At 67.4% G+C, this 11578-nt stretch carries 15 protein-coding genes; 5 read left to right on the plus strand and 10 right to left on the minus strand.

Annotation, left to right across the window (positions count from 1 at the left end; all coding sequences use genetic code 11):
• Positions 1-189: 189 nt before the first annotated feature.
• The gene (locus RYM47_RS15940) at positions 190-933 is read right to left on the minus strand and encodes an SDR family NAD(P)-dependent oxidoreductase (RefSeq protein ID WP_315389102.1); all 744 of its coding nucleotides are present in this window, start codon (positions 931-933) and stop codon (positions 190-192) included.
• A complete protein-coding gene (gene grxD / locus RYM47_RS15945; RefSeq protein ID WP_102945909.1) occupies positions 930-1250 on the minus strand; it encodes a Grx4 family monothiol glutaredoxin in 321 nt (106 codons plus the stop codon). Before grxD ends, RYM47_RS15940 begins: the two co-directional genes overlap by 4 nt.
• 94 nt (positions 1251-1344) lie before the next feature.
• Between grxD and RYM47_RS15950 the strand changes: the two genes are divergently transcribed.
• On the plus strand, positions 1345-1926 hold the full coding sequence (locus RYM47_RS15950; protein ID WP_315389105.1) for a Fe-Mn family superoxide dismutase: 582 nt from the start codon (positions 1345-1347) through the stop codon (positions 1924-1926).
• Positions 1927-1933: 7 nt separating this feature from the next.
• On the opposite strand, the gene RYM47_RS15955 is transcribed toward RYM47_RS15950, so the two are convergent.
• The gene (locus RYM47_RS15955; RefSeq protein WP_315389107.1) at positions 1934-3082 is read right to left on the minus strand and encodes a 5-(carboxyamino)imidazole ribonucleotide synthase; all 1149 of its coding nucleotides are present in this window, start codon (positions 3080-3082) and stop codon (positions 1934-1936) included.
• Complete coding sequence (gene purE / locus RYM47_RS15960; RefSeq protein ID WP_070206940.1) at positions 3079-3582, minus strand: 5-(carboxyamino)imidazole ribonucleotide mutase; 504 nt, start codon at positions 3580-3582, stop codon at positions 3079-3081. Before purE ends, RYM47_RS15955 begins: the two co-directional genes overlap by 4 nt.
• A 60-nt stretch (positions 3583-3642) precedes the next feature.
• On the opposite strand from purE, the gene RYM47_RS15965 reads away from it, so the two are divergent.
• The 4 genes from RYM47_RS15965 (at position 3643) to RYM47_RS15980 (ending at position 6433) form a co-directional block, all read left to right on the plus strand.
• Positions 3643-3912 (plus strand): Trm112 family protein, encoded by a 270-nt coding sequence (locus tag RYM47_RS15965; RefSeq protein ID WP_315389110.1) that lies wholly within the window; start codon positions 3643-3645, stop codon positions 3910-3912.
• Positions 3909-4766 (plus strand): carboxylating nicotinate-nucleotide diphosphorylase, encoded by an 858-nt coding sequence (gene nadC, locus RYM47_RS15970; RefSeq protein ID WP_315389112.1) that lies wholly within the window; start codon positions 3909-3911, stop codon positions 4764-4766. The genes RYM47_RS15965 and nadC overlap by 4 nt, the downstream gene beginning before the upstream one ends.
• A gap of 106 nt (positions 4767-4872) precedes the next feature.
• A complete protein-coding gene (locus RYM47_RS15975) occupies positions 4873-6015 on the plus strand; it encodes a DUF2272 domain-containing protein (RefSeq protein ID WP_315389114.1) in 1143 nt (380 codons plus the stop codon).
• A 61-nt stretch (positions 6016-6076) separates the two neighbouring features.
• On the plus strand, positions 6077-6433 hold the full coding sequence (locus RYM47_RS15980; protein WP_315389115.1) for a DUF3301 domain-containing protein: 357 nt from the start codon (positions 6077-6079) through the stop codon (positions 6431-6433).
• A gap of 30 nt (positions 6434-6463) precedes the next feature.
• Here the strand turns inward: RYM47_RS15980 and RYM47_RS15985 are convergent, their stop codons facing one another.
• From RYM47_RS15985 to RYM47_RS16010, 6 genes are all read right to left on the minus strand, one after another.
• The gene (locus tag RYM47_RS15985; RefSeq protein WP_315389116.1) at positions 6464-6904 is read right to left on the minus strand and encodes a ClpXP protease specificity-enhancing factor; all 441 of its coding nucleotides are present in this window, start codon (positions 6902-6904) and stop codon (positions 6464-6466) included.
• A gap of 36 nt (positions 6905-6940) precedes the next feature.
• Positions 6941-7576 (minus strand): glutathione S-transferase N-terminal domain-containing protein, encoded by a 636-nt coding sequence (locus RYM47_RS15990; protein ID WP_145478065.1) that lies wholly within the window; start codon positions 7574-7576, stop codon positions 6941-6943.
• A gap of 147 nt (positions 7577-7723) precedes the next feature.
• Positions 7724-8425 (minus strand): cytochrome c1, encoded by a 702-nt coding sequence (locus tag RYM47_RS15995; protein ID WP_315389175.1) that lies wholly within the window; start codon positions 8423-8425, stop codon positions 7724-7726.
• Between the two features lie 37 nt (positions 8426-8462).
• The gene (locus RYM47_RS16000; RefSeq protein WP_315389117.1) at positions 8463-9722 is read right to left on the minus strand and encodes a cytochrome bc complex cytochrome b subunit; all 1260 of its coding nucleotides are present in this window, start codon (positions 9720-9722) and stop codon (positions 8463-8465) included.
• A 2-nt stretch (positions 9723-9724) separates the two neighbouring features.
• A complete protein-coding gene (gene petA, locus RYM47_RS16005) occupies positions 9725-10345 on the minus strand; it encodes a ubiquinol-cytochrome c reductase iron-sulfur subunit (protein WP_315389119.1) in 621 nt (206 codons plus the stop codon).
• A gap of 143 nt (positions 10346-10488) precedes the next feature.
• A complete protein-coding gene (locus RYM47_RS16010; RefSeq protein ID WP_315389120.1) occupies positions 10489-11454 on the minus strand; it encodes a lytic transglycosylase domain-containing protein in 966 nt (321 codons plus the stop codon).
• Between the last annotated feature and the right edge of the window lie 124 nt (positions 11455-11578).

The following is an 11578-nucleotide window of genomic DNA, read 5'->3' on the forward strand; positions in this document are numbered from 1 at the left end:
ATTAACACGATAAGCCCGCTGTATGACGGTTTGGCGACAAAACACACGCCATCACAACGCGATCGTGACGCCTTCTTCACATTTGGCTGAATTGGACCAAATGCGGCAGTTTCCGCCGTTCAGGTGCAGTAGGGAACCGGAGTTCCTGGGGACACCCCGGCAGGGTGCCAAGCCGGTGTTTCCGGCTGGTTACGACAAGGCCAGGATCTGGCCGCGATGCACCACCCCGGCGGCGGACAGCAGTTCCACGGCGGCGGCGGCGTGAACGGCCGGTTCGCGGGCGACACCGTCCTCGTCCAGCGAGAAGGCGCGGGCCCGCAGCGCGGTGCGCATCGGGCCGGGCTGCAGGCCACTGACCCGCACCGGGCTGCGCGCCAGTTCGTCATGCAACGCAGCGATCAGGCCGCGCAGGCCGTGCTGGGCGGCACCATAGCCGCCCCAGTAGGCCCGCCCTACCCGCTCGGGATCGTCGACGGTAAAGACCAGCGCGGCATCGTCGCGCTGGCGCAGCAGCGGCAGGCAGGCCTGGGCCAGCCAGGCCGGGGCGGTCAGGTTGACGTGCACCGCCCGCGCGAACGCGGCCGGGTCGGCGTGTTCGAACGGCGTCAGACCGGGAAAGTCGGCCGCGCAGTACAGCACGCCGTCCAGCCGGCCCAGTTCGGACTGCAGGCGTTCGGCCAGGGTCGCGTAGTCGTCCGGGGTGGCCCCTTCCAGGTCCAGCGGGTACAGCAGCGGCTCGGGCCCTGCGGCCTCGACCGCCGCATAGACGCGGTCGAGCCGGCGCGGTTTACGCCCGAGCAGGACCACGGTGGCCCCGGCTTCGGCGCAGGCCACCGCAGCGGCGCTGCCGAACCCGCCGCCGGCCCCGGCAATGAGAATGACGCGATCGGCCAAGGCCCCGGTCCCGACCCCGACGGACGGGACCGCGCTCATGGCTGCGAGGCCTCTTCGACGATGCGCTTGAGCTCGCCGGATTCGAACAGTTCCAGCACGATGTCGCAGCCGCCGATCAACTCGCCATTGATGAACAGCTGCGGGAAGGTGGGCAGGTTGGAGAAGCGCGGCAGGTTGGCGCGGATCTCGGGTTCCTCAAGCACGTTGACGGTGCGCAGCGCGACCGCGCCGGCCGCCATCAGGGCCTGCACGGCACGGCTGGAAAAACCGCACATGGGATACTGCGGGGTGCCCTTCATGAACAACACGAGGGGATACTTCTCCACTTCGGCCTGGATCTGCTGCATCACCGCCACCACGACTCTCCCTGCGCAACGGGGCACCCCACCTCGGCGGTCGGATAGACTCCCTGTAACGATCATTGTAATCCTACTGGCCCTGCCGCGACCCATGCCCTTCGACCTGCCCCGCCTGCCCTACGACCGTACCGCCCTGCAGCCGCACCTGTCGGCCACCAGCCTGGACCTGCACCACGGACAGCACCACCGGGCGTATGTGGAGGCATTGAACGCACGCATCGAAGGCACCGAACTGGCGGAACTGTCGCTGGAGGAAATCGTGCGGCAGAGCCAGGGCAGCCTGTTCGACGCGGCTTCGCAGGCGTGGAACCACGCGTTCTACTGGCAATGCCTGGGGCCGCGCGCCGGTGGCGATCCACAGGGGCGACTGGGCGAACTGGTGAGCCGCCATTTCGGCGATGCCCGGCGCCTGCGCGAGGAGTTCGACCGGGTCGCGCTGGGCGTGTTCGGCGCCGGGTGGGTGTGGCTGGTGCAGCACCCGTCCGGTGCGCTGGCCATCCAGGCGACGCGCAATGCCGGTACGCCGTTGACCGGGCAAAGCACGCCGCTGCTGGCCTGTGATGTGTGGGAACACGCGTACTACACCGACTACCAGAACGACCGCGCCCGTTACCTTGAGGCGTTCTGGAAGCTGGTCAACTGGAATTTCGTGGGGTCGAACCTGCGCGATTGATCGCCTGTCATCCGCGCAGCGTTTCGACGGCCGGGGCAACCTGGTCGGCGCGGTCGAGCGCCGCCCCCACCGCCTCAAGCGCTTCGGCCAATAGCGCTGCACTGTCATCGCGCAGCGTCGCATGGCCCACCTTGCGCCCGTCGCGCGGCTGCTTCCCGTAGTCGTGCCAGTGGCCACTCGGCTGGGCAAGCACCGCGTCGGCATCGGGCATCTCGCCGATCCAGTTCAGCATGCAGGCATGGCCGAGCATGCGGGTGTCGCCCAGCGGCATGCCCAGCACAGCGCGCAGGTGGTTTTCGAACTGCGAGGTTTCACTGCCTTCGATGGTCCAGTGCCCGGAATTGTGCACGCGCGGCGCCATTTCGTTGGCCAGCAGCTCCTCGCCGCGGCAGAACAGCTCGAGGGCGAACACACCCACGTAGTCCAGCTGTTCGGCCAGGGTGCGGGCGTACCCGATGGCGACGTCATGCTGCGCCGGCGCCAGCTGGGCGGGCGCCACGCTGGCCGAGAGCACGCCGTTGACATGCCAGTTGCCGGTGACCGGCCAGGCCCGGAACTCGCCGTCCAGTCCACGCACCGCGACTACGCTGACTTCGCGCTCGAAGGCGACGAACCCTTCGAGGATCAGACCGGTGCGCTCCACCTGCCCGCCCAGTTCCGCCCAGGCGGCGTCGATGTCGGCCGCACTGCGCAGGCGGAACTGGCCCTTGCCGTCGTAGCCGAAGCGACGCGTCTTGAGGATGCACGGCAGTCCAAACTCACCGACCCTGGCGGCCAGTTCATCGCGGCTGCGGATGTCGGCGAACGGCGGCAGCGGAATGCCCAGTTCGCGGAACAGGGTCTTTTCGCTCAGGCGATCCTGGGCGACAGCCAGCGCGTCCGGATTGGGATACACCGGGACCCGGTCGGCCAGGAACTGCGCGCTGCGCGCCGGCACGTTCTCGAAGTCGAAGGTGACCACGTCGACACGCTCGGCGAACGCGGCCAGCGCGGCCTCGTCTTCGAACGCGGCCACCTGCAGCGGCGCGAGCTGCCCGCCGCACGCGTCGGCGGCCGGGTCGAACAGTTCAAAGCGCAGGCCCATCGGAGCGCCGGCCAGGACCATCATGCGGGCGAGCTGGCCGCCGCCGAGGATGCCAACAGTCTTCACGGTCATTGGCGCGGGTCGTCGTGGGCCATGACGTCCTCGGTCTGGCGGGCGCGGAAGGCATCCAGCGCCTGGCCGATGGCGGCCTGTTCCGGCGCCAGCATGGCCGCGGCAAACAGTGCGGCGTTGGAGGCACCGGCGTTGCCGATCGCGAAGGTGGCGACCGGAATGCCGGCCGGCATCTGCACGATCGACAGCAGCGAGTCCATGCCGTTCAGGGCCTTGGACTGCACCGGCACGCCCAGCACCGGCACGGCGGTTTTCGCTGCGATCATGCCCGGCAGATGCGCGGCGCCACCGGCACCGGCGATGATCGCGCGCAGGCCGCGCGGGCCGGCCTGTTCGGCGTAGGTGAACAGCACGTCCGGGGTCCGGTGCGCGGACACCACTTTGACTTCGTAGGGAACACCGAGCGCGTCGAGCTTCTGCGCCGCATGCTGCATGGTCTCCCAATCGGAGCGGGAACCCATGACGATGCCGACGAGCGGCGCGGATTGGTTGGGGGTCATTGGCCGTCACCTGCCTTAAAGACGTATTCTAGCCGCCTTCCACGCATTACGAAGACCCCCATGGACCGCAAAGTCATCGATCGGCTGTGCTCGCCGACCACCCGCCAGCCCCTGTCCCTGCTTGACGCCACCGCCCTGAAGGCGGTGAACCAGGCCATCGCGGCCAATACGGTGAGCAAGGCCGACGGCGCACCGCGGACCCAGCCGCTGGGCGCAGCGCTGGTGACCCGTGATCGCAAGGAGCTGTTCCCGGTGGACGACGGCATCCCGGTGCTGCTGGCCGAGGAGGCCATCGACACCGCGCAGATCGCCGACTTCCCGGAAAAATGAGCCCGGCCCCGCTGACGCCTCCGGCCCCGGCACAGGTCCAGGCCGACGTGGCCCGTGCCCTGGCCGAGGATATCGGCAGCGGCGATGTCACCGCCGCCCTGCTCCCGGACTGCGCAGACAGCGCCTACCTGCTGTGCAAGCAGGATGCGGTGATCGCCGGCCGGCCCTGGTTCGACGCCACCCACCAGGCACTGGACCCGCAGGTGCGGATCGAATGGCACGTCGCCGAAGGCGATGCGGTCGCCGCCGGGACGGTGCTGGCCATTCTGCACGGGCGCAACCGCAGCCTGGTCAGCGCCGAACGCACCTCGCTGAATTTCCTGCAGACGCTGTCGGGAACCGCCACCACCACGGCCCATTACGTGGCCGCCGTGGCCGGCACCGGCACGCGTATCCTGGACACGCGCAAGACCCTGCCAGGCCTGCGCGTGGCGCAGAAGTACGCGGTGCGCTGCGGTGGCGGCGACAACCACCGCCAGGGCCTGTTCGACACGGTGATGCTCAAGGAAAACCACATCCGCGCCGCCGGTTCGCTGACCGCTGCGGTGCAGGCCGCGCGCGCGCAGTGGCCGCTGCTGCCCCTGGTGGTGGAAGTGGAGGACCTGGACCAGCTGCGTGAGGCGCTGGCCATAGGCTGCGATCGGATCCTGATCGACGACTTCGACGCCGCCACCCGCCGCGAAGCGGTGCGCGTTGCCGCCGGGCGGATTCCGCTGGAGGTGTCGGGCAGCGTGGACCTGGTCGGGCTGCGCGCGATTGCGGAAGACGGGGTGGACTGCATCTCGATTGGTGGGTTGACCAAGCATGTGCAGGCGATCGATCTGTCGTTGAAACTGGGTGAGCCGCCGCGGTAATCGCGCGGAGGGGCGTTGCGTGGAGCCGGGCAGAGCCCGGCTCTACTTCACGGCGTGCCCAGACCTTGTCTGCGACGCTGTGGCTGCCCCCACCTGGAGAGCGCGTATGCGCCCCCTGCTCCTGCTTGCCTGCCTCTCGCCTGCGGCGCTGCTGCTGCCGGGCACCGCTGCCGCCGCCGAGGTCTGCGATATCCCACCGCGCTATGGATTGAGCCCGCTGGCCGTCAGCATCGTGCGCACCGCCTGCAATGAGCACCGCCTGTGGTACCGGCCCTTCATCGACGCTGAAGGTCGCGCCGCCAACCTCGGCGTCAGCGAGGCCGAGCGCCTGTACCTCTCCGACGACGGCATGCCTGCGTGGCAGCGCGTGGTCGCCTACTGGCGCGACAGCGGCACCCTGGGCCCGATGGGCAGCCAGCCCGGTGCGACCAGCTGCATGCAACCGTTCGGCACGCGCTACACCGACAGCGACTGCCGGGCCTTCCTGATCGACAACCCGTGGTCGGCGGCCTTCATTTCCTGGGTGATGAGCCGGGCTGGCGTGCCGGGCTTTACCCGCTCTCCGCGCCACATCGACTACATCCGCGCGGCGTACCAGAACAGCGGCCCATACCGGATGACCGACCCGGCGCAGGAAAAGCCTGCCCCTGGCGACCTGCTGTGCTACCTGCGCGACCGCGACGAGACGCTGAGCTACGCCGGGCTGGTGCAACAGCTCAGCGGGGGCAAGGTGGCGAACTGGAAATCGCACTGCGAGGTCGTGATCGCGGCCAACATGGGCGGCGACCACACCCTCTACCTGATCGGCGGCAACGTGATGAACACGGTGGCGATGCGCAAGCTGCCACTGGATCGGAATGGCCGCATCCAGCTGCCGCCGGCCCGCTCTTACGATCCGTATGGCGTCGGCTGCACGCCGGGCCGCGAAGACGAGTGCAACTTCAACCGCCAGGACTGGGCGGCCCTGCTGAAGCTGGTGGCGACTTCGCCGATGGGGTACACGCCCAGCTACCCGCCAGCGCCCATGCCCGCGACTGCGACTGCGCCCACGTCCGCGCCCACGCCCACGCCCACGCCGACAACCAGCCCGGCACCGGCACAATCTGGCGTGCCGGCGACGGCACCGGCGCAGAAGCTGACGTTCCCGCGCGTGGTCCCGCCACGGCCGGTGCCGACGCGGCCCGTGCCGCCGCAGTCGCCTCCTCCGCAACAGCAACCCAGCAACGTGGATGAACCGCAGCCGGGTTGATCCGGGGCGGGTTCGTCGCCATCTTGGAGGTTCCTGACCCCGATGACGCGCCGAGCCGCCGATGCCCAGCTTGATCCTGTTGATGATTGGCGGTGCCTTCGCCTATGCGTTCTGGAATTCGTCGCGGGCCGCTGCCGAGCGCGCGATCGAACTGGGCCGCAACGCCTGCCGCGCCGCCGACGTGCAGTGGCTTGACCAGGCCGTGCATGCCAGCAGCATCCGCGTGTGCCGCAAGCCGAACGGCTGGCTGGGCTGGGAGCGCACCTACCGCTTCGAGTACTCGCACGATGGCATCGACCGCCACACCGGCCGCATGGTGCTGCGTGGCGACGAGCTGGTGGCATTCGTAGGCCCGTCGGCGGCGCGTATCAGCGAGATCCGCCGCAGCGTGGATACCAGCGGCGCGGAAGACGCATGACGAAATCGCCGCCCCAAGGGCGGCGATGCGTTACTTCACTACCCGCAGGTGCGGGCGACCGCTGGGCTTGGGCGGGGTGTCGTCCGGGGTCGGCGTGTCGTCCGGCGGCAGCGTATCGTCCGGGCTCGGCTCATGGCCGGGAATGTCGTCCGGCAGTGCCATGCCCTGCCCGGTCTCGCGGGCGTAGACCGCCAGCACGGCCGAGATCGGCACCTGCACCGGATAGCTGGTGCCGGAAAAGCGCGCCGAGAAGCTCACGCTGTCGTTGTCGATGTGCAGTTTCACCACCGCGCGTTCGGCGATGTTGAGCACCACCCGACCATCCTTCACCGCGCTCGGCGGCACCTGCACGCCGGGCATGCCGGCGTCGACCAGGATGTGCGGGGTCAGGTCGTTGTCGTTGATCCATTCCACCAGTGCCCGCAACAGGTACGGGCGGTGGCTGGTCATGCGGAAAGTGTCTTCAGTCATGCCGCAAGTGTACGCGTCCACGCAGCGAAACGGTTCTCAGGCCGGCAGGTCGCGCAGCTTCTTTTCCTGGTCGGTGAGGCTGCGGATGAAGCCGGGATGGCGGAAAATGCGGTTGCCGTAGTCCTCGATCGACTTGCCGTCCTTGGGCAACGGCACGTCCAGCGACTGCAGGCGCCAGATGATCGGCGCCATGGCGCAATCGGCCAGGCTCATTTCCGGATTGAGGAAGAACTTGCTGGCCTTGAACAGCGGCACCGCGCTGGTCAGCAGTTCCTTCAGGCGCTTGCGACCGGCTTCGGCCTGGGTCTTGTTGCCCAGCTGGATCGCCTGCACCTGTGGCACCCAGTCGTGCTCGATGCGCAGCATCGCCAGGCGGATGCGCGCGCGCGACAGCGGGTCGACCGGCATCAGCGGCGGGTGCGGGTAGCGTTCGTCGAGGTATTCGCTGACCACCGAGGCCGCGTACAGCACCAGCTCGCGCTCGACCAGGGTCGGCACCGAGTGGTACGGGTTGAGGTCGATCAGGTCCTCGGGCGGGTTCTGCGGGTCGACCGGGACGAAATCATAGGTAACGCCTTTGGCGGCCAGCACCAGGCGCACGCGATGGCACAGCACGTCGTCGTTCGAGGAAAACAGCGTCAGGGTATTCCGCATGCGTACGCTCGCCGCCATCAAAGGCTCTCCAGCAGCCGATATCCGTCGACTGCATCGGCGCCGCCGGCCCATTGCCGACAGTCGTCACAGGTCCCGAGTGTGCAACTGCCCATCACAAAAGCCAATAGGCCGATCGATGTAGATAGACGCCGCCAATCGCAAACCTCAGTGCACGTCCTTCCAGTACTCCTTCTTCAACAGGTAGATCAGGAAGGTCAGCAATGCCAGGAACAGCACGACCCACACGCCCAGCTGCTGCCGCTTCAGCGCGGCCGGCTCGCCGGCGTACTCCAGGAAGTTGGTGATGTCACGCACCGCCTGGTCGTACTGCCCCGGGTCGAGGCTGCCAGGCTGGGCCAGGGTCAGCCCGGTCACCGGGGCATCGGCGCCCGGTGCTTCCGGCTTGCCTTTCACCGCATGCTGCAGGCCCTGCATTTCCCACAGCGGGTTGGGCATGGAGGCATTGGGGAACAGCGCGTTGTTCCAGCCCAGCGGCCGGCTGGGGTCGAGGTAGAACGACTTGAGGTAGGTGTAGACCCAGTCGCTGCCGCGCACCCGCGAGATCAGGCTGAGATCCGGCGGCATCTTGCCGAACCACTTTTCGGCCTGGGCGTGCGGCATCGTCACCGGCACCGGCTCGCCGATTGGCACGCCGGTGAAGTTGAGGTTGTTCATGACCTCTTCTTCGCTCAGCCCCAGGTCCGCCGCCATGCGCGAATAGCGCAGGTACTTGAGCGCGTGGCAGCCGGAGCAGTAGTTCATGTAGAGCTGCGCGCCGCGCTGCAGCGACGCGCGGTCGCCCAGGTCGTTACCGGCCTGCAGGGTCTTGCCGCCTTCGGCGGCACCGGCCACGGTGCTGGCCAGCATCAGGGCGGCCGCGCAGGCCAGCCGGACAATCCAGTGGTCAGTCATGCGTGGTCACCCGGTCCGGTACCGGCTTGGTCCTGTCCAGCTTGGTCCATATCGGCATGGTGATGAAGAAGGCGAAGTAGAGGAAGGTCAGCACGCGCCCGACATAGGTTTCATGCGCGTCGGTACCAGGACCCGAACCAATCACACCCAGCCAGACGAAGCACACCGCGAACACACCCAGCAGCGCCTTCGACAGCACTCCGCGGTAGCGGTAGGACTTCACCCGTGCGCGGTCCAGCCAGGGCACCAGGAACAGGATGGCGATCGCCGAGAACATCACGATCACGCCGCCCAGCTTGTTGGGCACCACGCGCAACATCGCGTAGTACGGCGTGTAGTACCACACCGGCTTGATGTGCTCGGGCGTGACCAGGCGATTGGCCTCGGTGAAGTTGTCGTGCTCCAGGAACAGCCCGCCGAAGCCCGGCGCGAAGAAGATGATGAAGGCCGCCAGTACCAGCAGGAATCCGGCGCCGACGCCGTCCTTGAGGGTGTAGTACGGGTGGAACGGGATGCCGTCGGTGGGTGCCGTCGGCGACCAGCGGTTGCCCTTCGGGCCCTTCTTGATCTCCACGCCGTCCGGGTTGTTGGAACCCACTTCGTGCAGCGCGCCCAGGTGCAGCACGACCAGCAGCAGCAGCACCAGCGGCAGTGCGATCACATGCAGTGCGAAGAAGCGGTTGAGGGTGGCATCGCTGGGCAGGTAGTCGCCCATGATCCATTCGGTGAGCCCGTTGCCGATCACCGGGATGGCGCCGAACAGCGAGATGATCACCTTGGCGCCCCAGAACGACATCTGCCCCCACGGCAGCACGTAGCCCATGAAGGCTTCGGCCATCAGCACCAGGTAGATCAGCATGCCCAGGATCCAGACCAGCTCGCGCGGCTTCTGGTAGCTGCCGTACATCAGGCCGCGGAACATGTGCAGGTAGACCACGATGAAGAACAGCGAGGCCCCGGTGGAGTGCATGTAGCGGATCAGCCAGCCCCACTCCACGTCGCGCATGATGTATTCGACCGACGCGAACGCTTCCGCCGCGCTGGTCTTGTAATGCATGGTGAGGAAGATGCCGGTCACGATCTGGTTGACCAGGATCAGCAGCGCCAGCGAACCGAAGTAGTACCAGAGGTTGAAGTTCTTCGGCGCGTAGTACTCGCTGACATGCTTGCGGTACACCGGCATCAGCCCGGGCGCGCGGGCGTTGACCCAGTCGAAGACGCCGGTGGCGGTACGGGAAAGGATGTTGGCCATGCTTACGCTGCCCCCTGCGGATCAACGCCGATGATGATGGTGCTGTCGTCCTGGTAATGGTGCGGCGGCACCAGCAGGTTGATCGGCGCCGGAACGCCCTGGAAGACGCGACCGGACATGTCGAAGCGCGACTTGTGGCAGGGGCAGAAGTAACCGCCCTTCCATTCGGGGTCGAACGGCTCCGGACGGATCTCGGCGATCATTTCCGGTGAGCAGCCCAGGTGGGTGCACAGCCCGACCAGGACCGAGACCTCGGCCTTGATCGAACGAAATTCGGGATTCTGCTTGAGCACGTAGGCCGGCTGCTGGTCAGCCACCTTGGACTCGGGGTCTCTCAGGCGACCGTCCAGCCCGGGCAACGACTCAAGGATGGCCTTGGAGCGTTTGACGATCCAGATCGGCTGGCCTCGCCACTCCATGACCAGTCGCTGGCCTTCCTGCAGGGCGCTGATGTCCGCCGTCACGGGCGCACCGGCCAGCTTGGCGCGGGCACTGGGATTCCAGGACTTGATGAACGGAACTGCTGCAAAACCGACGCCGACCGCTCCCACCACTGCAGTGGTTGCTGAAAGAAATCGTCGACGTCCAGTGTTTACTGGATCGTTTACCCCATCGTTGGCCATCCGGCACTCCGATATTGATTTAGGTAGCTTGAGGCTGCCAGCAGACCGGTGGGGGCCAGTCCACAAAGAATCAGGAACGACTATAGCGGAAGCAAAGTGATGCGCACAACGCATTCAGTCCGATGATCAACAGGATCGGCAGATCATTGCGCCGTGCTGGTCGCACCGCGATAGCGCTCGGCCAACTGGGCCACGCGCTTCACGTAGTACTGGGTCTCGCTGTACGGCGGTACGCCACCATGGCGGTCGACCGCGCCTTCGCCGGCGTTGTAACCGGCGGCGGCCAGGGTCAGGTTGCCGTTGAAGCGCTTGAGCAGCCACGACAGGTACTGCACGCCGCCGCGGATGTTCTGCGCTGCATCGTACGAATCGGTAACGCCGAAGCGACGCGCGGTGGGCGGCATCAGCTGCATCAGGCCCTGCGCGCCGGCGCGGCTGAGCGCGGTCGGGTTGTAGGCCGATTCGGCGTGGATGATGGCGCGCACGATCGCTTCTTCGACCCCGAACTCGCGCGCGGCGGCGGAGATCTCGGACTGGAAGGCGGTGGTGTTGAGGCGGACCGAGCCGAAATTGACGCCCGGGTTGGCGCCGCACGCATAGCAGCGCTCGATGTAGCTGTAGCGGATGGTGCGGACCTGGCCGAGACTGGCCAGCTGTGCCGGGCGCTGGCTGGTGTAGTGGCGCACGCCATCCTGCATGTAGGAATAGACCTGCCCGTTGACCACGCGGGGCGCCTTGCCGCCGGCCGGCGCCGCAACCGGAGCCGACGCGGCGGTGAGCACGGTAGCAGGCTGGGACGGGGCCGAGGCGGGGATGATGGCACCAGTGGCGCGGACGCCATCGGCCGGGGTCGAGCTGGCCGTGGTGGCTGCAACTGCTACGGCGGCGGCTGGAACCGGCGCCGCCGCCGGCGGCGGGATGTAACGGCGCGGGGCGCTGCGGTCCGGCCGGTAGCTGCTGACCACACTGCAGCTGGCGCCGGAGACCCGCTTGCTCACATAGTTGGGGATGCCGTCGGCGCCCACGCACTTGTACAGCGTGCCCGCACTGGCCGGCATAGCGGTCAGCGCAGCCAAGGCCAGCGCAGCGATCCCCAGAATCCCCTTCATGGCGCGGAGTGTCTCCGTTTCGCGGGTCCTTGCCAAGGGTTTGACGCGACATTTACATACCACGTCACGGTCCGAGCCGGGGATACGCCCCGGAACCGGTACAATGCCCGCCCATTCCGCAGCC

Source organism: uncultured Stenotrophomonas sp., assembly GCF_963519125.1.
Classification (GTDB): Bacteria; Pseudomonadota; Gammaproteobacteria; order Xanthomonadales; family Xanthomonadaceae; genus Stenotrophomonas.